This window comes from Rhizobium sp. 9140 (assembly GCF_900067135.1).
Classification (GTDB): domain Bacteria; phylum Pseudomonadota; class Alphaproteobacteria; order Rhizobiales; family Rhizobiaceae; genus Ferranicluibacter.
On record NZ_FJUR01000001.1, the window covers coordinates 1,514,386 to 1,537,544 of the forward strand.

At 63.3% G+C, this 23,159-nt stretch carries 21 protein-coding genes; 13 read left to right on the forward strand and 8 right to left on the reverse strand.

Going from position 1 to position 23,159, the window contains the following annotated elements; translation table 11 throughout:
* Positions 1–121 precede the first annotated feature (121 nt).
* Positions 122–1,618, forward strand: coding sequence for a putative bifunctional diguanylate cyclase/phosphodiesterase (locus tag GA0004734_RS07035; RefSeq protein WP_245292359.1), 1,497 nt, complete (start codon positions 122–124; stop codon positions 1,616–1,618).
* A gap of 73 nt (positions 1,619–1,691) precedes the next feature.
* Here the strand turns inward: GA0004734_RS07035 and GA0004734_RS07040 are convergent, their stop codons facing one another.
* The 6 genes from GA0004734_RS07040 to GA0004734_RS07065 form a co-directional block, all read right to left on the reverse strand.
* A complete protein-coding gene (locus GA0004734_RS07040) occupies positions 1,692–2,315 on the reverse strand; it encodes a PRC-barrel domain-containing protein (RefSeq protein ID WP_092932406.1) in 624 nt (207 codons plus the stop codon).
* 185 nt (positions 2,316–2,500) lie between these two features.
* Positions 2,501–4,228, reverse strand: coding sequence for an IlvD/Edd family dehydratase (locus GA0004734_RS07045; RefSeq protein WP_092932408.1), 1,728 nt, complete (start codon positions 4,226–4,228; stop codon positions 2,501–2,503).
* A 117-nt stretch (positions 4,229–4,345) separates the two neighbouring features.
* Positions 4,346–5,218 (reverse strand): SMP-30/gluconolactonase/LRE family protein, encoded by an 873-nt coding sequence (locus tag GA0004734_RS07050; RefSeq protein WP_092932410.1) that lies wholly within the window; start codon positions 5,216–5,218, stop codon positions 4,346–4,348.
* Positions 5,215–5,868 carry a 2-dehydro-3-deoxy-6-phosphogalactonate aldolase gene (locus tag GA0004734_RS07055; protein ID WP_092932412.1) on the reverse strand — a complete coding sequence of 218 codons (654 nt, stop codon included), beginning with the start codon at positions 5,866–5,868 and terminating at the stop codon, positions 5,215–5,217. The genes GA0004734_RS07050 and GA0004734_RS07055 overlap by 4 nt, the downstream gene beginning before the upstream one ends.
* Before the next feature lie 40 nt (positions 5,869–5,908).
* Complete coding sequence (locus tag GA0004734_RS07060) at positions 5,909–6,829, reverse strand: 2-dehydro-3-deoxygalactonokinase (protein WP_092932414.1); 921 nt, start codon at positions 6,827–6,829, stop codon at positions 5,909–5,911.
* Positions 6,826–7,596, reverse strand: a complete 771-nt coding sequence (locus GA0004734_RS07065; RefSeq protein ID WP_092936014.1) for an SDR family NAD(P)-dependent oxidoreductase — start codon at positions 7,594–7,596, stop codon at positions 6,826–6,828. The genes GA0004734_RS07060 and GA0004734_RS07065 overlap by 4 nt, the downstream gene beginning before the upstream one ends.
* Before the next feature lie 298 nt (positions 7,597–7,894).
* Here GA0004734_RS07065 and GA0004734_RS07070 point away from each other — a divergent pair, with 298 nt between their 5' ends.
* The 12 genes from GA0004734_RS07070 to GA0004734_RS07125 all read left to right on the forward strand — a co-directional run bounded on the left by GA0004734_RS07070 (position 7,895) and on the right by GA0004734_RS07125 (position 20,282).
* Positions 7,895–8,659, forward strand: coding sequence for an IclR family transcriptional regulator (locus tag GA0004734_RS07070; RefSeq protein ID WP_092936016.1), 765 nt, complete (start codon positions 7,895–7,897; stop codon positions 8,657–8,659).
* Positions 8,660–8,861: 202 nt separating this feature from the next.
* Positions 8,862–9,593 carry a helix-turn-helix transcriptional regulator gene (locus GA0004734_RS07075; RefSeq protein ID WP_092932416.1) on the forward strand — a complete coding sequence of 244 codons (732 nt, stop codon included), beginning with the start codon at positions 8,862–8,864 and terminating at the stop codon, positions 9,591–9,593.
* A gap of 96 nt (positions 9,594–9,689) precedes the next feature.
* Entirely contained in the window at positions 9,690–10,463 is a 774-nt protein-coding gene (locus tag GA0004734_RS07080; RefSeq protein WP_245292360.1) for a helix-turn-helix transcriptional regulator, read from the forward strand.
* A 490-nt stretch (positions 10,464–10,953) separates the two neighbouring features.
* Complete coding sequence (locus GA0004734_RS07085) at positions 10,954–12,156, forward strand: Mrp/NBP35 family ATP-binding protein (RefSeq protein WP_092932420.1); 1,203 nt, start codon at positions 10,954–10,956, stop codon at positions 12,154–12,156.
* A gap of 371 nt (positions 12,157–12,527) precedes the next feature.
* The gene (locus GA0004734_RS07090; RefSeq protein ID WP_092932422.1) at positions 12,528–13,505 is read left to right on the forward strand and encodes a magnesium transporter CorA family protein; all 978 of its coding nucleotides are present in this window, start codon (positions 12,528–12,530) and stop codon (positions 13,503–13,505) included.
* Positions 13,506–13,523: 18 nt separating this feature from the next.
* Positions 13,524–15,491: a potassium transporter Kup gene (locus tag GA0004734_RS07095; protein WP_092932424.1), complete on the forward strand. Its 1,968-nt coding sequence runs from the start codon at positions 13,524–13,526 to the stop codon at positions 15,489–15,491.
* Between the two features lie 496 nt (positions 15,492–15,987).
* On the forward strand, positions 15,988–17,097 hold the full coding sequence (locus GA0004734_RS07100) for a cell wall hydrolase (RefSeq protein ID WP_245292491.1): 1,110 nt from the start codon (positions 15,988–15,990) through the stop codon (positions 17,095–17,097).
* Positions 17,098–17,435: 338 nt separating this feature from the next.
* Complete coding sequence (locus GA0004734_RS07105; RefSeq protein WP_092932428.1) at positions 17,436–17,807, forward strand: AtpZ/AtpI family protein; 372 nt, start codon at positions 17,436–17,438, stop codon at positions 17,805–17,807.
* A gap of 57 nt (positions 17,808–17,864) precedes the next feature.
* Entirely contained in the window at positions 17,865–18,626 is a 762-nt protein-coding gene (locus tag GA0004734_RS07110) for a F0F1 ATP synthase subunit A (protein ID WP_280949472.1), read from the forward strand.
* Between the two features lie 79 nt (positions 18,627–18,705).
* Positions 18,706–18,933, forward strand: coding sequence for a F0F1 ATP synthase subunit C (locus GA0004734_RS07115; RefSeq protein ID WP_056332699.1), 228 nt, complete (start codon positions 18,706–18,708; stop codon positions 18,931–18,933).
* Between the two features lie 236 nt (positions 18,934–19,169).
* The gene (locus GA0004734_RS07120) at positions 19,170–19,778 is read left to right on the forward strand and encodes a F0F1 ATP synthase subunit B (RefSeq protein ID WP_092932432.1); all 609 of its coding nucleotides are present in this window, start codon (positions 19,170–19,172) and stop codon (positions 19,776–19,778) included.
* Positions 19,779–19,796: 18 nt separating this feature from the next.
* Positions 19,797–20,282 (forward strand): F0F1 ATP synthase subunit B, encoded by a 486-nt coding sequence (locus tag GA0004734_RS07125; RefSeq protein WP_175386468.1) that lies wholly within the window; start codon positions 19,797–19,799, stop codon positions 20,280–20,282.
* A 344-nt stretch (positions 20,283–20,626) separates the two neighbouring features.
* Here the strand turns inward: GA0004734_RS07125 and GA0004734_RS07130 are convergent, their stop codons facing one another.
* The gene (locus GA0004734_RS07130; protein ID WP_092936018.1) at positions 20,627–21,241 is read right to left on the reverse strand and encodes a LysE family translocator; all 615 of its coding nucleotides are present in this window, start codon (positions 21,239–21,241) and stop codon (positions 20,627–20,629) included.
* A 344-nt stretch (positions 21,242–21,585) separates the two neighbouring features.
* On the reverse strand, positions 21,586–23,031 hold the full coding sequence (locus GA0004734_RS07135; protein ID WP_092932436.1) for a methyl-accepting chemotaxis protein: 1,446 nt from the start codon (positions 23,029–23,031) through the stop codon (positions 21,586–21,588).
* Positions 23,032–23,159 lie beyond the last annotated feature (128 nt).

Consider the following 23,159-nt stretch of genomic DNA (forward strand, 5'->3'; position numbering starts at 1 on the left):
TTCCTTCGTGTTCTTGCAAGTGATACGAGAATTAGGGATATAGACTGTTGCAATTTCTTAACGGTGTGGTCCCATGGTCCACGCAGTCAGCGTGGCGACCAAAATATGCAGGACCTCCGCAATGGATCAGGACGAAACAGCTTCGCGCCAGAAAGGTCGGTCACGCCTTACGGAGACGAGCCAGCGAGAGCGGCAGGCTGCGATGCCTCAGAGCCGTCGTGATGTCTCCCCGGAACATGATCCGCACGACATCGGCGGTCCTGCGCTCGACCGCCACTCTCGCGATCTTCATGCCCGCGATCTTCATGCCCTGGCCTTCATCGATCCTCTGACGGACCTTGGCAATTCCCACCGGCTGCGGGAAAAAGTGCGCGAAATTGCGATGGAGCGCTCTGCCGATCCGGCACCGTTCACGATCGGTCTTGCCAATCTCGACGGCTTCAAGCCGCTCAACGATCTCTTCGGCCACGCGGCGGGCAACGAGATCCTCTATCAGGTCGCCCGCCGGCTGGAAGCCTGCATGCCCGATGGCGCGACCGTCATCCGCATGGGCAATGACGAGTTCGCCTTCGTGCTGCCGCTCGTTTTCGAGCGCAAGGGCGCCGAGAAGATCGGCCATATGCTGAAGGAGGTGCTGCAGGCACCGTTCGAACTGGCGGAGCGCACGGTGCGTCTCTCCGCCTCTTTCGGCTTCGCGGTCTATCCCTTTGCCGGCGAGGCCTATGACGACCTTCTGAAGAGCGCGGATACCGCGCTCTATCGCTCGAAGCGTCGCGGCCGCGGGCAGATTACCGTCTATTCCCAGGAAATCGCTCAGGAAATGCGGCGCGCGACGCTGCTGGAGCAGGCGCTGCGCAACGCCATCATCGCCGATGAGATCGACGTGCATTTCCAGCCGATCGTAAGCCTCGACACCGACATGGTGGTCGGTTTCGAAGCACTGGCGCGCTGGTGCGACAGCGATCTCGGCTATGTCTCGCCGGCCGTCTTCGTACCGCTCGCCGAAGAGCGCGGCTTCATTGACGCCCTGTCTGAAACCTTGTTGCGCAAGGCGGCCGAGGCGGCCTTGCTCTGGCCGAAGGAACTGTTTCTCTCGTTCAACCTGTCCTCGGCCCAGCTCATGGACCTTGCGACCAGCAGCACGGTGCTCGCCATCATCCATCGGGTCGGCCTCGATCCGCGGCGCCTGGAACTCGAGATCACCGAAACGGCGATGATGCGCGATGCCGACATGGCGCAGAAGATCGTGCAGGAACTACGCGACGCCGGCGTGCGGATTTCGCTCGATGATTTTGGGACCGGACAGTCGAGCCTCGGCCGCCTTCGGGACTTCACCTTCGACAAGGTGAAGATCGACCGCTCATTTGTCTGCCGCATCGTCAACGATCGCGCCTCCGAGCACATCATCCGGGCGATCGTCACCATGTGCGATGGCCTGGGTCTCCAGGTCGTTGCGGAGGGCATCGAGGATTTCGCCGAAGCGCTGATACTCAAGGGGCTCGGCTGCGGCATGGGGCAGGGGTACTTCTACGGCAAGCCGGCTGACGCCACGGCGACGCTGCGGTATCTCCGCGAACGCTATGGCGACACGGACACCAAGCGACCTATTGCCATCTAATCCCTTAAGTTGTCTGAATGAACGAAAACGGCGATGCTTTCGCACCGCCGTTCGGTAAGCCGCGTTTAGCGGATTACGGGGTCGTCGTGGCCGGCTGGCCGGCAGGGGCAGCGCCACCGGCCGGAGCCATCGTATTGTTGCCAGCAGGTGCCATCGGGGTCGTCGACGAGGTCGTCGAGCCGTCGACCGGTGTCGCCGAGTTCTGTTCAGCGACCTGTGCGGCCTTCGTCTTGAACTCCGGTGCAGCCTTCAGCGTATCGGCCGTTTCGGTGGTCGTCAGCTTCAGGTCGTCGGAGTTCGGAACTTCTGCGACGGTAACCTTGTCGAGCGGCACGGCAACGTTCTTTTCGCCGATGCCCAGGAACCCGCCGACGCCGATCACAGCTGCCTCGACTGAGCCATCCTTGGAGAAGATCATATCGTTGATTTCGCCGATGCTTTCATCCGAAGAATTGTAGACCGACTGGCCAAGATAGGTGCTGGCAGCGATCTGGTCGGCACCTTGCTCGGTGATATAACCGCCGGCGGCGGCCTGATCGCCCGACGGCGCGGCAGTTGCGGCGGGCGCCTGATCGGTTGCCATCGGCGCGGCCGGTGCCGGCTGTACGGCATCCTGTGCGGAGGCAAACGGTGCAAAGGCGGCAATGCCGGCAAAGAGGGCGCCGGCGGCGACGGAAGTAACGAGCTTGTTGGTCATGATGTAACCTTCCTTTTCAGTTTCTTCTCGGATCGTGGCGCGGGGTTCAAACACGCCGCACCGGTGATGCTGAGAGAACGGCCTGTCCCGGAAAGTGGTTCCGAAAAAAAATGGCCCGCCGAAAGCGGAACTTTCGACGGGCGATAAGGTAAGTGAAGATCGACCAAATAAATGGCGGAGTCCGGTCAGTGGCTCTCGCGAAACACCTCGCTGCCGCTGCCCCCGACGAGAAAATCGAGATCAGCGCCCTTGTCGGCTTGGAGAACGGTGTCCTGATAGAGCTTGTAATAGCCGCGCGTCCACTTCGGCTCCGGCGGCACCCAGGCCGCCATGCGCGCTGCGAACTCGGCTTCTGATATCATCAGGTTCAGTTCGCCCTTCAGCGTGTCGAGACGGATCCTGTCGCCGGTCTTCACGATAGCGAGCGGCCCGCCGGCGTTGGCCTCGGGGCTGACATGCAGCACCACGGTGCCGAAGGCGGTGCCGGACATGCGGGCATCGGAAATGCGCACCATGTCGCGCACGCCCTTTTCCACCAGGCGCCTCGGGATCGGCATATTGCCGACCTCCGCCATGCCGGGATAGCCCTTGGGGCCGCAGCCCTTCAGCACGAGGATCGTGTCTTCGGTCACATCAAGGTCGGGATCGTCGATCTGCGCCTTCATGTCCTCGATCGTCTCGAACACATGCGCCGGCCCCTCATGCACCAGCAGATGCTCGCTGGCGGCCGAGGGCTTGATCACGGCGCCGTTGGGCGAGAGGTTGCCGCGCAGGATACGGATGCCGCCGGCCTTGCGGAGCGGGTTGTCGAGCGGCCGGATGACGTCGTCGTTGAAGACTTCGGCGTCCTTGTAATAGTCCGAGATGGGACAGCCGTAGACGGTGGGCGCGTCGGCATGCAGCATGTCCTGAATGCGGTTCATTACGGCAGGCAGGCCGCCGGCATAGGCCAGATCCTCGATGAGATACTGGCCGGAGGGCATACAGTTGACGATGCAGGGAACCTGCGCGCCGACCCGGTCGAAATCGTCAAGCGTCAGATCGACGCCGGCGCGACCGGCGATGGCGAGCAGGTGCACGACGGCATTGGTCGATCCGCCGACGGCGGCATTGGCGACGATGCCGTTCTCGAAGTTCTTTTTGGTCAGGATCTTCGACAGGCGCAGGTCCTCATGCACCATATCGACGATCCGCTTGCCGGTCATGTGGCTGAGCGCCATGCGGCGCGCATCGACGGCGGGGAGCGCCGCGTTCAGCGGCAGCGACAGGCCCATGGCCTCCACAACGGATGCCATGGTCGTCGCCGTGCCCATGGTCATGCAGACGCCGGGCGAGCGTGACATGCCGCTTTCCGCCGCCATGAACTCTGCCAGGCTCATCTTGCCGGCGCGCACATCCTCGGAGAACTTCCACACATCCGTACCGGAGCCGATGTCCTTGCCGCGCCACTTGCCGTTCAGCATCGGCCCGGAGGAAACGACGATGGTCGGCAGATCGACGGAGGCCGCGCCCATCAGCTGGCCGGGCGTGGTCTTGTCGCAGCCGCCGAGCAATACGACGCCGTCGATGCCATAGGCGCGGATGGCCTCCTCGACGTCCATGGCGAGCAGATTGCGAAACAGCATCGCCGTCGGTCGCATCTGCGTTTCGCCGAGAGAGGACACCGGGAACTCGACCGGAAAACCACCCGCCTCCCACACGCCGCGCTTCACGCCTTCGGCGAGAATCCGCAGATGGCTGTTGCAGGGTGTGAGCTCCGACCATGTATTACAGATGCCGATGATCGGGCGCCCGTCGAAGGCATGATCCGGAAAGCCCTGATTCTTCATCCACGAGCGGTGAATGAACCCGTCCTTGTCGGTGCCGCCGTACCAGTGTCGGCTTCTCAGTTCCCGTTTCTTCTCGTCGCTCATGGAAACCTCCCTTTGGCGCAGCGCTTCGGCCGTTCACCAATAATCATACTTTTTACCGTTTCGACTGTAAATCGCCGATGACGCTTTCCTCCCGGCGCGCGCGATCGGCAGCAGTGATCAAAGCACGTAGACGGGCTCGAAACGGCCTTTGACGTCGAGATCGAGCAGGAAGGTCTTGCCGGCATCCGGGTCTTTCGAGCGGCCCGCCTCGTCCAGTCCCTGCCATGCGGAGGTGAAGAGCAGCCGGTCGGCGCTGCGTCCGACGAAAGCCGGGCAGCTCGGCTGCGCCACCGGCACAATGTGCCGCGCAAGGCGCTCGCCCTCGGGCGAATAGACGTCGATGGCGGAGGCGCCCCAGCGAGCGGTCCAGATCAGCCCCTCGGCATCGCACACCGCGCCGTCGAACCCGCCTTCGCTTTCCGGCTCCTCCACCATCAGCACCGGTTCGCCGGTCGGCAGGCCCGTTGCAGGATCGAGCGCCACGCGCATGAACCGATTGAGACCGGTGTCGGAGTAATAGCCGGTGCGGCCGTCCGGCGAGAAACAGATGCCGTTCGGGATGGTGATGTCGCTGACGATGCGCGTCACCTTGCCCTTGGCGACGTGGTAGATCGCGCCGGCATTCTTTTCCGCGCTCCGGCCCATCGTGCTGATCCACAGCGCGCCCGAGGCGTGCACGCGCCCGTCATTCGTGCGGTTGCCGGGCTTGTCCTCGATGTCTCCATATTTCTTGAACGCGCCCGTCTCGGCATCGCGCAGGAAAAGGCCCTGGTCGCTGGCGATCAGCTGGCGCTCTGCATCCACAAGCGCCATGACGCTGGCGAGGAAGTTCAGCGGCTGGACGCTCTTGGCCTGGCTTTCGAGATGCAGCCCGTGCAGCTCCCGCCCGACGATGTTGAACCACCAGACGGTGCCGGTGGAGGGATCGTAGACCGGGCCTTCGCCGAGTTCCGAGGGATTGTCGCTGACGATCTTTGCGGACGCGCTCATGCGGATGCTCCAGAACCCGATGTTCCATAAACGGCGTCATAGGCCTTGGTGGTGATGCGCGCCCGCGCACCGATCTCGCTGGCGCTCATGCCGACCTTGTAGATGCTGGACCCGAGACCGAAGCTCTTGATGCCGATCCTGGCATATTCCTCGAAATTGGCCTCGGACACGCCGCCGACGGCCGCGATCTCCAGATCGGTCGGCAGAACGGCGCGGATGGCCGAAATGCCGGAGGCGCCGAGCACGCTGGCCGGAAAGAACTTGAGCCCCGTGGCCCCGGCGGCGGCCGCCGCCAGCGCTTCGGTCGGCGTGAACACGCCGGGCATTGTCACCATGCCCTTCGATGCGGCATGCGAAATGACGTCCACATCGACATTCGGGCTGACGAACAGCCGCCCGCCGGTCTGCTCCAGCCGCTCGACCTGATCCTTCGTCAGCACCGTGCCGGCGCCGATCAGGCAGTTGGTCGGTGCCGTCTTCACGGCGATCTCGATGGAGCGGAACGGATCCGGCGAGTTCAGCGGAATTTCGATGGCCGTGAATTCGGCCTCGACCAGTGCCGTGATCGCGGCTTCCGTCTCCTCGGGCTTCAGCCCGCGCAGAATGGCGATCAGGGGATATTTCATGGTGGGGAAGGGAACGCGTGTCATGATTTCGTCTTTCGTGAAAGCGGAAATGCGGGGTTGTGGGTCAGGCCGGCCAGAGCGCTTTGGCCGCGGCCGCCAACCCGTCGCGAACGGCCTCGTCGGCATCGATGAGCTCGCTCTGAAGCCCGGCAGCGGTAAGCGCCTGCGTATAGAGCCCGGCCAGCGGACCGGAGGCGACGAGGCTGACCGGCGTTTGGGCGTCGGCCGTCATGGTGGTCGCGCCCGTGATCTCCAGGCCGATCATCAGCCCCGACAGCCGGGCCTTCGCCTCCGTCGCGCCATATCCGTGCAGCAACTGGCCGGAGCGGACGGTGAACAGGAGGTTGGTCGCCATGGCGGGATGCTCCATCGCCTCGGCGACCGCAGCCACGAAGGCCGGATGCGTGCCGTCGAAGGGGCCGGCATCCGCCACCGCATGGCTGAGAATGGACTGTCGCGACACCACGTCGAACAGTTCGCCGCTCATGAAGGTCGAGAACCGCTCCACCCTGCCGTCGGCCACCCGCACCCATTTGCTGTGGGTCCCCGGCATGCAGACGAGCCGCGTGCCGGAGAGCGCGCCGACGCTGCCGAGCAGCTGCGTTTCCTCGCCGCGCATCACATCGGGCGAGGTCGCATCGCGCTGGGCGAGACCCGGGAGAATGCGGATATCGCGTTGATCGTGGGGAACGACGACGGCGTGGCGGACGATGTCGGTGAGGGCGGCCGGCGTGTCGAGATAACCCGCCTCCACCCAGCCCTGCCGCGCCCCGGCCATGCCGCAGATCACGACCGGCAGCGTGGCGCTGGCGCCCATGGCCTCCAGATGCGTTTCCAGAACGGCCGAGAACCCGGTCTTTGCCGCGGTCGTCATGCCTTCGGCGCTGCGGCGCTCCGCAAGGGCCTCGCCCGTTTCGCCGATCAGCCAGATCCGGAAACTCGACGTTCCCCAATCCGCCGCCGCATAGCTGGCCGTTTTCGTCACAGGACACCTCCGTCGATGATCATCGTCTGGGCCGTCATCCGCGCCGAACAGTCGGAGGCGAGGAAGAGGCAGGGGCCGACAAGGTCGTCGGCATAAAGCGTTTCGGGGAGGCACTGCCGCCGGCGCATCGCCTCGATGCTGTCTTCGGTCAGCCACAGCGCCTTCTGCCGCTCGGTCACCACCATGCCCGGCAGCACCGCGTTGACCCGCACGCCGGAGGGACCGAGCGCACCGGCGAGCGATTTCGTCAGCCCGACGATCCCGGCCTTCGCGGTCGCATAAGCCGGAACGTCCCCCATGTTCAGGAGATAGGCGATCGAGGAGAAATTGACGATGGCGCCACCAGCGCCGGCGGTGAGGTAAGGCGCTGCCGCCTGGCTCATGAAGAAGATCGGCTTCAGATTGATGCCGAGGTTTTCATCCCAGTCGGCCTCGTTGATCGCGCCGAAAACCTGCCGGTCGTCGCGGGCCGCGTTGTTGACGAGCACCTTCAGGCCGCCCACCGCATCCGCAGCGCGATCGACGAGCGCGGGTATACCGGCGATGTCCCGCAGGTCCGCCTCGATGAAGAGCGGCGCATGGGGTCCGGCTTCTTTGAGGTGGGCTGAAACTTCCGCCGCCATATCTGCGTTGATGTCGATATACGCGACCCGCGCACCCTGGCGCACGAAACCTTCGACCAATGCCGCACCGATGCCGGAGGCTCCGCCTGTGATGAGTACGCCACGATCTGCGAGATCCGGAAACGTTGCAGAAGGGCCGGGCATGCTGTCGACGCCCTCCCTCAAGGCATACATTCCATATTTGTGTTCCAATATTCGGAACAATCGTTTAGTATGTGGAATATCGGCCAAATTCCCGTCGGGTGTCAAGGCGGAAAGGTGCGGGGCACCGGGCCGCCGGCGACGCAGCAGGGCACGAGACAGGCGACAAAACCCCCGTTGGATCTTGCGGGCGAAAGACGGCAGAGTGAGGACATCGACCAGCGACGGCAGGACGGCAGACCATGCGGGCGACCGCGTGGAGCCGTCGTCCGCTCTGGATACGGGAACGCTGGGCAAGGCGATGGCTGTGCTCGAACTTGTGGTCAATGCCGACAGGCCGCTTCGCTTCACCGACATCCACGCGCTCTCGCGCCAGCCACGCGGGACGCTGCATCGGCATCTGTCGCATCTGGTCGAGGAAGGCCTGCTGTTTCAGCGTGCGGACCTCGCCTACGAGCCGGGCCTGAGGCTGTTGTCGTTTGCGCACCGGGCATGGTCGCGCAACGATCTCCGGCGAATCGCCCGGCCACATCTCGATCGTCTTCACGCGGAAACGGGCGAAACGGTTCATCTGGGTGTCCTTCGGACGACCGACATCATCTATCTGGACAAGGTGGAAAGTCGCCAGACGGTGCGGATGGAGAGCCAGATCGGCCGGGTTTCACCGGCCTATTGCACGGGGTTGGGTAAGGCCGCACTTTCGGTTCTGCCACCTGCGCGGCTGGATGCGAGCCTCGCGCGCATCTCCTATCACCCCTTCACGGCCAATACGCACCGGTCGCGAGGCGCGCTGATGGCCGACCTCGAACGGATCCGCGGACGAGGATATGCGATCGATGCGGAGGAACATGAAGTCGAGATCCACTGTGTCGCCGCGCCGGTCTCCTCCGGAGACAAGGCTTGCGAGAGCCACGGAATTGTCGGAGGCATTTCGGTGACGGGACCGGCATATCGCGTGACGATCCGTCAATTGGAGGCATGGTCGGGACTTGTCAGAGACGTGGCGAATTCCATCTCTCACGATGCGGGTGTCGGTCTCTGTCCGGTGTCTGCGCCCGACCGGTGAGGAGGACGTTCGAACGCCGGTCGTGTGTCATTATCAGACCAATTGCTAAGGGGGTGCTAGACGTCACACGGACTTTATTTATAGTGGAACGGCAGCGGATCTGGCAAAAAAGCCCACCGGAATCGTTTCAGATGGTGGAACTTGGTGCATGCCACAATGTTGAAGTGCACTGTCGCAATCATAATCACTCAAAGGAATATTCATGGGTTCGAGGAGCGTCTCGCCCGAGATTGTCGTTTCCGGCAACAGCTGGACGATCGGCCACCTGGATCAGGAAGGCGATGTCCGCAGCTTGTTCGAGAGCATTTGTGAGCTCTACGCGTTCCAGGGATACGCCGTCCTGTCCTTGCCATCCCGTTCCGTCTCGTCGCTTCGCAAGCTGGTGATGATGACGAACTGGCCGATGGATATCGTCAATGACTATGACGCGCTGGGCCTGTTGAAGACCAGTCCGGTTTTCGAGCGGTTGCGGCTGAGCACCGTGCCCTTCACGATCGACAATACCTCGCCGCTGGCCTTCGTCAGGACGGTCAAGATTGCCAAGGGCCTGTTTGCGCGTTCGGGCTTCGGGCGCATGGTGTTCGTGCCTGTTCACGATGCCGATGGTCGTCGCAGCGCCATCGCGTTCGGCGGCGACCGGCCGGAACTGAGCCGACAGGAGCTGAACGTGGTGACCTTCGTGGCGGGGCATGCCTTCAATCGCCTGAGCGAGATCTGGTCGGCCTCCCGGCGTGCGCCCGGCTCCCTGTCCCGCCGCGAGATCGAATGCCTGCGTCTGGCCGCAGGCGGCAAGACCACCGTCGAAATGGCACGCCTGCTCAACCTGTCGGAATATACCGTCAACCACTATCTCAACCGTGCGACCCGAAAGCTGGATTCGGTCAACCGCGTCCAGACGATCGCAAAAGCCCTTCGGGCTGGGCTGATCGCGTGAACCGAGTGCCGTTGGAGGATGGGACGAGGGTGCAGGTGGCGGAGCCCATGCCGGCACGCGCGCGCGGCAGAGGCGGCAGGTGGATGGAGACGCTCCATGCCTGACACGAAGCCCGTTGCGCCGAATGCCGCCATGCCGAAAGACGGATGGGCGGGCGATGCATCCGAAAACGATCTTGCCGCGCTTGAGCGGCTGAAAAGTCGAGACGACGTCCTTGCCCATATGACTCGCATCACGGCTGCGCGCGGTTTCCCGTTCTTTCTCCTCTGTACGCTGCCGACGGTCGATCAGACGAAATATTCCGAGATTGCCATTCTCTCCAACGTGCCCGACGAGATCACCCGGCGCTATGACGACAGCGGCTCGGTGCACGAGAACGAGGCCTTCGTCATGCTGCGCACGACGACCACGCCGTTCCGGATGACCGCGAACGAGTGTCGGAAAAGCGCAGGCGGCCTGTTCTCGCCCGAGCGGGAGACGCTCTTGCAGGAGATAGATTTCTGCGAAGCCTATTTTTTCCCCGTTCACGATGCCGCCGGTGGGCGGGCTGTGTTCATCTTTCTCAGCCGCCATGCCGATCTCTCCATCGAGGTCATGACCGATCTGCACATGATCTGCCTGCACGTCTATAATCGTCTGGTCGGCATCGGCGGCATGGACCAGGAAGATGAGAGGGTCGATTTATCGGATCGCGAGATCCAGTGTTTGAACTGGACGGCTGCCGGTAAGACGAGTTCGGAAATCGCCGATATCCTTGGCCTCTCCGAGCACACGGTCAATCACTACCTTAACCATGTGGCCAAGAAGCTCGACGCCACCAATCGCGTTCAGGCTGTCGTCAAAGCCATGCGGCTCGGCCTGATCAGCTGATGTCTCGACTGCAAGCGTCTGAATAAGATGCAGCGCGTGAAATTCTGCTCGCGAAATGAGCAAGTGCCAACAACTGTTGGCCGAAGGATCCGGAGATACAGGGATTCTACAACTGGCACGCTTCCTGCATCTCTCTACGCAAGGTCCAGAGGGGACCACTCTATAAAAACTGCGCCCCAGAAGGTCGCGAACAAGGCCGTCTTTTGCTCACGTGATCCCGGATGAACGGACACGGAGGCGAAAGGCGGCCTTTGTCATTGTCGAGCGCCGAAAGCATGTCGCGCAAAAGTGTGCTGCGATTTTATGATACCGACATGCGTAAAAACAAAGGACCTGAAGCGCTGGGAGCGAATCTGAAAGAGATCGCGACGCGCTTGAGGTCTGGGGGCAGACATCTTTTCCCATCGTTCCATTGGCGAAGTGGCCCGGCTCGATTATCTACCTGCCAGGAGATGCGCGGCTCGCGTGTCGTCGCGTAGGGAAAATGAGTATGGCCGCTGATCACGCCGAGGTAAGCAAGGATAGGGTGTTTGAGGCCCTGAGGGCTGTGCGCGGCCCGGAGCTGGAAGGCAATATCGTCGATCTCGGCCTCGTCTCCGATGTCTTCATCTCGGATGCCAAGGTCTATTTCTCGATTACCGTGCCGGCCGAGCGCGCCCGCGAACTCGACCCCTTACGCGCCGCGGCCGAACGCGTCGTCAAGGATATCCCCGGCGTCAAGGGCGCGATGGTTGCCCTGACCGCCGACCGCAAGGCCGGGACACCCGCCTCGCGTCCAGCCGCTCCGCCCGTTCCCGGTGGTCCGGCCGGCCGAACACCCTCGCGAGCACCCGGCCCAGCGGCCGCCGCACACGCCCATCCCGCACCGCGCGGCCCCGTCAAGGCCGGCATTCCCGGCGTCGGCGCCATCATCGCGGTCGCCTCGGGCAAGGGTGGCGTCGGCAAGTCCACCACGTCGGCGAACCTCGCGCTCGCGCTCCATGCAAACGGACTGAAGGTCGGCATCCTCGATGCGGATATCTATGGCCCTTCCATGCCGCGGCTCCTGAAGATTTCCGGCCGGCCGGAGCAGATCGGCGGCAAGATGATCAGGCCGATGGAAAATTACGGCCTCAAGGTCATGTCGATGGGCTTTCTGGTGGATGAGGAGGTCGCGATGATCTGGCGCGGCCCGATGATCCAGTCGGCGCTGTTGCAAATGCTGCGAGAGGTCGCCTGGGGCGAACTCGACGTTCTCGTGGTCGATATGCCGCCCGGCACGGGTGACGCGCAACTGACGATGGCACAGCAGGTGCCGCTCGCCGGCGCCGTCATCGTCTCGACGCCGCAGGACCTCGCCCTGATCGACGCGCGCAAGGGTCTGGCCATGTTCCGCAAGGTCGAGGTGCCGGTGCTCGGCATCGTCGAAAATATGAGCTATTTCATCGCGCCCGATACCGGCGCCCGCTACGATATCTTCGGCCATGGCGGCGCCCGGAACGAGGCCGAGCGCATCGGCGTGCCCTTCCTCGGCGAGGTGCCGCTGACCATTGCCATCCGCGAAACGTCGGACGCGGGAACGCCGCTGGTGGTCCTGGAGCCGGATGGCCCCGTCGCCGCCGTCTACCGCGAGATCGCCACCAAAGTCTGGGAGCAGGTGTCGGCCGCCAAGGCGGACACCTCGCGCGAGATGCCGTCGATCGTCTTCGAGTAGAGCCGCGCTCCGGCAGCGTCTGGGCATAGGCCGGCCATAGGTCTCGCTCCGATGCCGATTGACATTCGCGCCGCCGCGGCTGTTAAGTCCTGTGGCTAAAGGATGGCGCGGGGACCGGATGACGGTTGATTTTGGAAGGGCCTTGCGTCATATGCCTGTCCGCACGCCGGTCGGTCGCGACCCCGTTGCGGTCGGCCCGTCCTCGAGGCGCAGGCTTCAGCCGCAATTCCGGGGTCTCGTGCCCGGCCATCGCAGGTCCGCTCGTCAGGGTTTACAGTTCAGCCGTTCCTTTCGCCGTTCACTCCCAGGGATATATCCGCGAAGCTCCTTTGACCTTGCGTCACCACGGCCCGCGGCACGAGGTTCACACCATGATCACTGTCTATGACGCCCGGGGCGAGGCGATGGTCATCGACGCCGCCTCTCCGGCGGCCGCCATGCCCGAGGATGTCGTCTGGATCGACATGCTGCGTCCGGATCGCGCCGAGGATCACCTGATCGAGCGCTTTCTCCAGATCGAGATTCCCACCCGCGACGACCTCAAGGACATCGAGCCGTCGAGCCGCATGTACACAACGCCGGACGCCGTGTTCATGACGGCCTCGCTCGTCTGCCGCGCCGATAGCGGCCATCCCGATATCACCGACGTCGCCTTCGTGCTCGCGCGCGGCAAGCTGATCACCGTGCGCTACGACGAGCCGAAGGCCTTCGACCTCTTCCGCGCCGGCCTGCCGCGCATCGTCGGCGGCTGCTCCAACGGCGCGATGATGCTCGCCCGCCTGTTCGAGACCATTTCCGACCGCACGGCGGAGATCCTGGAGCACGCCGTCGCCAGCCTCGACAGTCTGTCCCAGCAGGTGTTCGGCGATCGCACCCAGAACAAGCGTCGTCCGCCGCATTATCTGGAAGCCCGGCTGCTCGATGTCGCCTCGCATCACCGGCTGGTGGCCAAGACCCGCGACAGTCTCGCCTCGCTCTCCCGCGTGCTGACCTTCCTCTATACCGTGCCCGCCTTGCAGGAGACGCGCGAGGCCAAGGAGCTTTGCCGCACCGTCACCCGCGACGTGCAGTCGCTGACGGAGCACGCCTCCTTCATCTTCGGCAACATCACCTTTCTTCTCGATGCCTCGCTCGGCCTCATCAGCGTCGAGCAGAACGCGATCATCAAGATCTTCTCCATCGCCTCGGTGGTATTCCTGCCGCCGACGCTGGTCGCCTCGCTCTACGGCATGAATTTCGAGATCATGCCGGAGCTTCACTGGACCTACGGCTATCCGATGGCGCTCATCGCCATGGTGGTCTCGGCCATCGTCCCGTTCTATATCTTCCGCTGGAAAGGCTGGCTCTGACGAGCCGGATGATCTCTCATGGCGCACAAGGATATCAAGGCTCCCGAGAGCCCTGGAACTGCGACGGGCAGCGGGCCGGCTGACGGGCTCGGCCACGACCACGACCACGCCGACGGCCATGGCGGCAAGAAAGGCTATCTCGGCCTCGCCGTCGGCTCGATCGGCGTCGTCTATGGCGATATCGGCACGAGCCCGCTCTATGCCTTCCGCGAGGCGCTGCGCCCGGTGGCCGTGGATGGCGTGACGCGTGGGGAAATCATTGGCCTGGTATCGCTGATGATCTGGACGCTGACGATCATCGTCACGCTGAAATACGTCATCTTCCTGCTGCGCGCCGACAATAACGGGGAGGGCGGCACCTTGTCGCTGCTGGCGCTCCTCATGAAGTTCACGCGCGGGCACTCCACCTATCTCTTCTTCATGGGCATTGCCGGAGCCGCCCTGTTCATGGGCGATGCGATCATCGCGCCGGCACTTTCCGTTCTCTCGGCTGTCGAGGGGCTAAAGCTCGTCGCGCCGTCCTTCAGCGATTATGTCGTGCCGATCTCCGTGGTCATCCTGCTCGCGCTCTTCGCGGTCCAGTCGCGCGGCACGGAGGCTGTGTCGAAATTCTTCGGGCCGATCATGCTCGTCTGGTTCGTCGTGCTCGCCGTCATCGGCTTCAGCCATATCCACGACGATTACGGCATCCTCGCCGCGTTCAATCCCTACCACGCGGTGCGCTTTCTCATCCATGCGGGCTTCGTCGGCATCGTCGTGCTCGGCGCCGTCTTCCTCACCGTCACCGGGGCAGAGGCGCTCTACGCCGATCTTGGACATTTCGGCCGCCGCCCGATACAGGGCGCGTGGATGTGCCTCGTCTTCCCGGCGCTGGCGCTGAACTATCTGGGGCAGGGCGCCATGGTGCTGAAGCACCCGGAGGCGATGTCCGATCCCTTCTATCTGATGTTCCCGGAATGGGCGCTGCTGCCGATTGTCATCCTGGCGACCGCCGCCACCATCATCGCCGCTCAGGCCGTCATCACCGGCGCCTTCTCGCTCACCCGGCAGGCCATCAACCTCGGCTTCCTGCCGCGCATGGCGATCCTCCACACGTCGGAAACCAATACCGGGCAGATCTACGTTCCCAACGTCAACATCATCCTGATGTTCGGCGTCATGGCGCTGGTCTTCATCTTCGGCTCGTCGGAATCGCTCGCCACCGCCTATGGCATCTCGGTCACGGGCGCGATGGTGGTGGATACGCTGCTCGCCTTCCAGTTCGTCCGGATGCGCTGGCGCTGGCCGCTCTCACTCGCCATCGGTCTGCTGATGCCGCTGCTGGCGCTCGAATCGGTCTTCCTCGGCGCGAACCTTTTGAAGATCCACGATGGCGGCTATGTGCCCGTCCTGATCGCCGCCAGCTTCGTGTTGGTCATGTGGACCTGGCGGCGCGGCACCCGGATCCTGCAGGACAAGACGCACCACACCAACATTCCGCTCGCCGCCTTCATCAAGTCGATCGAGCGCAAGAGCGAGCATGCGCCCGTGGAGGTGCCGGGCACCGCGATCTTCCTCACGAGCGACCCGGAATCCGCCCCCGCCGCCCTGCTGCACAACATCAAGCACAACCACGTCCTGCACGCGCAGAACTTCATCCTGACCATCCGCACGACGAACACGCCTGTTGTCTCCAAGGAGCACCGTGTCAGCGCGACGAAGCTCTCGGATCGCTTCAGCCTGCTTGAAATGCGTTTCGGCTTCATGGAAACCCAGAACGTCTCCCAGACGCTCGGTCTCTTCCGCAAGAGCGGCCTGAAGTTCGACATCATGTCGACCTCCTTCTACCTCGGCCGCCGCAAGCTGGTGCCGGACGCCCAGTCCGGCATGCCCGAATGGCAGGACCGCCTGTTCATCGCCATGGCCAACGCCGCCATCGACCCCTCCGACTACTTCCGCCTGCCGACGAACCGGGTGGTGGAACTGGGGTCGCACGTGATTATCTGAAGGTGGCGGGGGAGGGGAGGAGAAGACCCTCTCTGGCCATCTCCCCCACAAGGGGGGAGAGGACTCGCGACACCCGCTCGCTCTGTACGCAAACCTTGAAGACTTGAGCTGAGGCGTTCCCCAAGTCTTCTCCCCCCTTGTGGGGGAGATGGCTGGCAAGCCAGAGAGGGCCTTCTTTCATCATCTCCTCCTCCTCCTCCGCTATCCCCCATCCGTTACTCCGCATTTACCCCCCATTAAGGTTAATGCTTCATTGTCATCCCCAGAGCAGGCACCCGGCGACGCTTCGGATGAATCGCGCCAAACCTGCAATTTCGTTGGATGTTCGCGGAAAAACGCGTTCCGGCCGATCCGCTCGGCCGGGCAGGCGGTCTTGCGCGTATGCGTCACTAGGGTGTGCGTGGAGTTGCCTGTGCGTCAGAAAGTTCGTTTAAAGGGCCGTTTCCTGGCACCCGCTTCGCCCAGCCCTTCCCGGCGCTGGTCCAAACCGCTCCTCATCGCCTTCGGCCTCTTCATCGGCTTCCCCAGCGTCTCGGCCCATGCCGACCTTGCAACATTCATTTCCGGCATCAACCGGGGTGGAGAGCGGTGGCGGATGCATATGACGGCCTCGCCGGCGGGATCGATCCACGAAGCGGAAATGGTCTTCAACGATCCGATCACCACCGCGGCGCTCGGCGATGGCGCCGGGATGACGCTGCCGGACGGCGGCAAGGTCTCGCTCGCCGCCGCCGACAAGCAGTCCGATCCGCGCACAGACGAGGAGCGCGTCAACCGCAAGGACAAGAGAGGCCGAATCGTCACGGTCGTTCCCGTCACGCCACCGAAGGATTTTTCGGCCGGATCCATCCTCCAGCGCACCAGCGCGCTGACGGACCCTGTGTTCGACACGCAGGAGCGGATGGTCTTCGCAAGGCCGAAGATCCGCGGCCAAGAAATCGAGATCGCCATGGCCTTCTACAAGAAGGCGCCGCCGAAGCGCGACGAAACCATGTCGCCGATGATTGCGAGCCTCGTCACCAACGAGCGTGCCGATATTCTCGCGACCGCCTACGCTCCTGCCGCACCCGATTACGCCCGCGAATCGCCTTTCGACTCGATCCTGAAGGACGATACAGCGAGCGGACGCTTCATCCCCGATATCTCGCCCGAAGATCACGCCTGGGCCGCCAATCCGCTGCCGGCCGATGCGTTCAGCGAGGCCGAGCAGAAATGCCTGACGGCCGGCATCTATTTCGAATCGCGGGGAGAATCGGTGAAGGGTCAGGCCGCCGTCGCGCAGGTCATCCTGAACCGCGTCCGCAACCCGTCCTATCCCGGCTCCATCTGCGGCGTCGTCTACCAGAACAAGGCGCTTTACAATCGCTGCCAGTTCTCGTTTGCTTGCGACCGCATTCCCGACATCGTCTGGTCGCCGGCCCACTGGCAGACCGCCAGGGAAATCGCGCTGGCGGTCACCGCCGGCAAGATCTGGCTGCCCGAAGTCGGCTCCGCTACGCACTACCACGCGACCTATGTCCGCCCCGACTGGGGTCCGACCATGAAGCGGCTGACCCAGATCGGCAAGCACATCTTCTACCGCACCTATGGCGGCGGCTGGAGCTGACTGCGCACAGGGGAGAATCGCCCGCCGCGCCACAGGACCCGGAGCGGTGTCCGGGCAAGTTGCGCTCGTCCGCGCGTTCCCCGTACCGCCCATGTCGGATGCCAATACCGGCAACAGCTGGGGACAGATTCCGCCAGACACGGATTTTTCGATCACAACGCGTTGATTTGTCAGCCGAATATTGTCGCCCATCAAGGTGCGTCTTCGCCTTGACTATGCGCGGCGCCAAAACTATGGTGCGGCCGACTTCAAACGGGCCAGAGTGGCTTCAAATCGGGCCTTTGTGTGGCCGCTCCCAGGGTTTATCCCTGGGGTCGGAGATGCGGGGGAGGGGCCACATGACGGACGACCGGAACGAAGGTCTGGAGGAACGGCGCAAACGCCTCGATGCTCAACTGTCGGAACGGCGCGGCCATGAAAGCCGCGACGCGGCGGACGAGGCGAGGGCTGCTAGCAACCGCAAGGGCTACCAAGTCGCGATCAAGCTTTCGAGCGAATTCGTGGCGGCCGTCATTGTCGGGGCGCTTCTGGGCTATCTTCTGGATACTTTTGCGGGTACAGCGCCCTGGGGGATGATCGTGCTTCTCCTCCTCGGCTTTTGCGCCGGCGTGCTGAACGTCATGCGGTCTGCAGGCATGGTGGCTTCGCCCCATCCGGCCGATCGTGTCGGTCGGGAGCAGGGCGACGACAACAAGGATGGCGGCGCCTGACAGGTGCGGCAACGGGAAACAACCGCTTCAAGCGGCTGAGAGCGAGAGAGAACGACAGTGGCAGGCGATAAGGTAGATCCGACCCACCAGTTTATGATCAACGAGATCGTCCCGATCCATATCGGCGGCCTGAATCTCTCCTTCACCAATGCATCCCTGTTCATGGTCGCAACGCTGGTCGTGGCCATCGGCTTCCTCTATCTCACCACCACGCCGCGCTCGGTCGTTCCCGGCCGCATGCAGTCGGTGTCGGAACTGTCCTACGAATTTATCGCCTCGATGCTGCGCGAAGGCGCCGGCAGCCACGGCATGCACTTCTTCCCGATGGTCTTCTCGCTGTTCATGTTCATCCTGACGGCAAACCTGCTCGGCATGGTGCCTTACTTCTTCACCATCACCAGCCAGATCATCGTCACCTTCGCGCTGGCGCTGTTCGTCATCGGCACGGTCCTGGTGTATGGCTTCTACAAGCATGGCTTCGGCTTCCTGAAGGTGTTCGTGCCCTCCGGCGTTCCCGGCATCCTGCTGCCGCTGGTCGTCGCCATCGAAATCATCTCGTTCCTGTCGCGCCCCATCAGCCTGTCGGTCCGTCTCTTCGCCAACATGCTGGCCGGACACATCACGCTGAAGGTCTTTGCAGGCTTCGTCGCATCGCTCGGCACCATGGGTGCGCTCGGCATCGGCGGCGCCATTCTGCCTCTCATCATGACCGTGGCGCTCACGGGTCTCGAATTCCTCGTCGCCTTCCTTCAGGCCTACGTCTTCGCGGTACTCACCTGCATGTACCTGAACGACGCGGTCCATCCGGGCGGTCACTGAGGAATAAGTCACGCAGGCCGGCAATCGACCGTCGCGCCTGCCAAGAAAAGCCGCAACAACCCTTCTCAAGGAGATCAACATGGAAGCGGAAGCAGCAAAGTACATCGGCGCGGGTCTGGCATGCCTCGGCATGGCCGGCACGGCTCTCGGCCTCGGCAACATCTTCGGCAGCTACCTCTCGGGCGCACTTCGCAACCCGTCGGCAGCCGACAGCCAGTTCGGCCGCCTCGTATTCGGCTTCGCCGTTACGGAAGCTCTGGGCATCTTCTCGCTGCTCGTAGCTCTGCTCCTCCTGTTCGCCGTCTAAGACGGTCGAGCTTGCCGGGCTGCGACGAAGTCGCAGCCCGGACTGCTCTGAACAGCGCCGCGATGACGTTGCGGCCCGCACTGCTCTGGACAGTGTCGCGATGACGTCGCGGCCCATTATGCTTTGACAGTGCCGCGATACCCTCGCGGCCCGTCATCCTTTTACAGCGCCGCCATTCTTTCTCGCGTATCGAGGGGATATGAGCGTGGCCTTTTGAGTTGCCCCTGGAGATGAGCATGTTCGTGACCGCGGCCTATGCCCAGTCAACCACACCTCCCGAGGGCGAGACACCCCATGCCGCGCCTGGCGACGTGCACACCGAGACCGGTGTCGCATCGGAAGGCGCCCACGGCTCCGGCGTGTTTCCGCCTTTCGATCAATCGACATTCGCATCGCAGCTCGTGTGGCTGGCGATCACGTTCGGCCTGTTCTATCTGCTGATGCAGAAGGTGATCATGCCGCGGATCGCCGCTATCCTCGGCGAGCGCCATGATGCCATCGCCCGCGATCTCGACGCCGCCTCGCGCTCCAAGGCCGAAGCCGACGCCGCCATCGCATCCTACGAGCAGGAACTGGCTGCTGCCCGCGCCAAGGGTAACGCCATTGCCGCCAGCGCCCGTGAGGCCGCCAAGGTGAAGGCTGCTGCCGACCGCGCGGCCATCGAAGCCGCCCTGAACGACAAGATTGTCGCTGCCGAAAGCCGCATCGCGGACATCAAGGCCAGCGCGCTTGCCGATGTCGGCGCCATCGCCGAGGAAACCGCGTCCGCCGTCGTCAAGCAGTTGCTCGGTCGCGACGTGCCGCGCACCGAAATCGCATCCGCCGTCAAGGCTGCGGCAGAGTAAGGGAGAAGACAGATGGATTTGACCTCTCTGGCAACATTCTGGGCGACCGTCGGCCTCGTGCTTTTCCTCGCTCTCATCGTGTACCTCAAAGTGCCCGGCATGATGGGCAAGCAACTCGACGAGCGCGCGACGCGCATTCGCAACGAGCTGGCCGAAGCCAAGCGCCTGCGGGAAGAAGCCCAGGCTTTGCTGGTGGAATACCAGCAGAAGCGCAAGGAAGCCGAAGCGGAAGCCGCCAATATCGTGGCTGCCGCGGAGCGTGAAGCCGAAGCCCTGACGGCCGATGCCAAGCTGAAGACGGAAGAATTCGTCGCCCGCCGTACCACGCTGTCGGAGCAGAAGATCCGCCAGGCCGAAACCGATGCCATCAACGCCGTGCGTGCTACGGCCGTCGATATTGCCATCGCGGCCGCCGAACGCGTCATCACCGCCAAGGCCGACGCCTCGACCCAGCAGGCCCTCTTCGCCAGCTCGGTCAACGAGGTCAAGACGCGCCTCAACTGAGGCGTTCCCGGTGCCTCTTCACCGAGGGTTCTGGGTGCTTGAATGTCGGATAACGCTTGCAAGGCGAGCGGACATCGTGGAATGCGTATGAAACGATCAAAAGGCTGGCCATCGTGCCGGCCTTTTTCCTTTGCCCGACCAGCAAGGTCTCGCGTCGAGGCTGCCCCTCACCCTAACCCTCTCCCCGCTTGCGGGGCGAGGGGACGTGCCCTGCTCGACGCTTTCGACGGAGGTAGCCCGGTGCCACGAGTCCCTTCTCCCCGCACGCGCGGAGAAAATGGCGGCAGCCGGATGAGGGGAGGCCGCATATATCGACGCCGAACCCGCACCATCATCCGCAACCCTCACCGTGTCGCGACGATCCCCACGGCAGTGCCGATCATCAACCCGCCGGCGGCGCGGTTGATGCGGCGGATGGCCTTGGTGGTGCGCAGCAGGCGGCGTGCCCGCACAGCGAGCAGCACATGACCGCCGATCACGATGGCCTCGACCGCGAGAATGATGGCTGCGAGTTCGAGAAGTGTCGTGATCGTAAATGTTGTGCCAACGACGTTCGGCAGAAGCGCGATGTAGAATAGCGGCATTTTGGGATTGCCGAGGTTCAGCGCGATGCCGGTGCAAAAGACGCCAAGGAGGCTGCCCCGCTCGGAGATCGCCTGCATCGCCGGAAGCACGGGCGGGGCCGTCCACAGCCGGATGCCCATCCAGACGAGATAGGCGGCACCCGCGAACCGCAGCACCATCATCAAAGTCCCCATCTCCGTGGCCAGCACCGAGAGACCGAAGCCGGCGAGCGAGAGGAAGACGAGAATGCCGAAGACCGTGCCGGCACCATAAGCGAGGCCAGAGGCGGGGCCGTGGGAAATCGTGCGCAGCACGATCGTCATATTGTCCGGCCCGGGGCTCGCGGCGAAGACGAAGAAGGTCAGGGTGAAGGCAAGAAGCGTCACAGCATCCATTTGGTCCTCCTCCGGCGCGCGAGGGCCGCCGCTGAAATCGAGCTTATGATGTCTTTTGCAGCGGTTCCAGCAGAAGAAGCATCCGCTCTCATGCATGCATCGCAAGGTCGCGCTTCGATCTCGGTGCGCATCCTCGCCGGATGGTTCGTCGTTCCGGACCGGTCTCGCGGTCGATTGGGGTCACCGATACGGGGAGGCGAAGAGCCGCGGCGCGAAATGCGCGACCGGTTGCATGATACCGGAACAGCGTTCGGGGTATCATACATGGCATGCCGGCTATTGGCGTTGGCTTGGCGCACCCTTCATGGCGCGCCAAGCTCAAAGGGAACGTCTATAGTTAAGGCTCAGGCCGCTTGGAGGCGCTGAGGTTGCGGCCGGTGCTGGGCGGCCGGTGCGCCGAGATCGAAGGCCTCGACGAGTTGTGCGAGTTCGCGGACACGATCGCGCAGTCCCTTCGTCGCGGCGCTCGATTCCTCGACCATGGCGGCGTTCTGCTGGATGACCTTGTCCATCTGCCCGACGGCGGAGGTGACCTCGCCGAGCGCTGCGGACTGCTCGCCGGCGGAGGCCGAGATGCCTGTGATCAGGCTGTCGATATCGGACACCTTCGCCACGATGGCCTTGAGAACCTCGCCGGTGCTGCTGACCAGGCCGACACCCTTCGTCACCTGCTCGGCACTGGCGCCGATCAGGCTACGGATCTGCTTGGAGGCGTCTGACGAGCGCTGGGCAAGCGTGCGCACTTCCGATGCGACGACTGCAAAACCCTTGCCGGCGTCACCGGCACGCGCGGCCTCGACGCCCGCGTTGAGCGCCAGAAGATTGGTCTGGAAGGCGATCTCGTCGATCACGGAGACGATCTGGTTGATCTCGCCCGAACTATGGGCGATCGCGGCCATGGCGCTTTCCGCCTGGCTCATGATCTCGCCGGATCGCGCGGCATCGGCCCTTGCCTCGGATGCGACCTGCTTTGCGTGAACCGCACCCTCGGCGGTGCGTCGGACGGTCTGGTTGATCTCGGCGAGCGCGGCGGAGGTCTCCTCCACGGCGGCCGCCTGCTGCTCGGTGCGCTGGGAAAGGTCGTTCGTGGCGGAGGAGATTTCCTCCATCGTGTCGCCGACCGTGTTGGAAAGATCACGGATCATCGACATGGCGGTCGCCAGCCGTTCCGTCGCCTCGTTGAAATTGCTCTTCATCTGCTGCGCCTTCTGCGGCAGTTCGGCATCGATCCGATAACTGAGCTGGCAGTCTTCCAGCGCCCGCAAGGCCTTGCCGATCTCGTTGACGATCTCCTCGTCGTGGCGCGCCTCGGCCTCGCGTGCCTGATTGAAGGCTTCGCGTTCGCCTTCCGCCTTCTCGTTCATTTCGTTGAAGAAATGGAACATGACAACAGCAACATCGCTGAAGACGGATCGCAGGAGGAGCCGGACTTCCTGGTCGCGCTTTGCTCTGCTCCAGCTAGTGTCTTTCAGCAAGCCGGCAACGAGGCCCGAGGCGTAGCCCGCATAGCCGAGAAGATACTCGGGGAAGGTCAAGAACTGGGCAATGTTCTTTGCAATGACAGCCTGTTCGCTGAAATACTCCGGGGAGAAATTGCCCGTGGTAATCGCGCGGAACTTCCGCCGCTCACGGGCGAGCACGTCCAGCGGAACAGCGGTCAGCGTGGCGTCAATGGCGCTGTAAGCCTCAAGGAGAACCGCGTCCAAATGCTTGGAAACGCGCGCATGAATGCTTTCTCCGGCGGCCTGGTCCTGGCTCGGCCACGTCTTGATGTAATCCTCAATATGCATTTTCAGGTCCCCTCGATGTCATAGGCGTCCTTACCCAACGTCCTTGAGACCAATTGTGGTATAAAAGAATTTACTAAAAATGAAGATATCTGCGGCAGGGCCGCCGAATCTCCCGCGCGGACAGATGC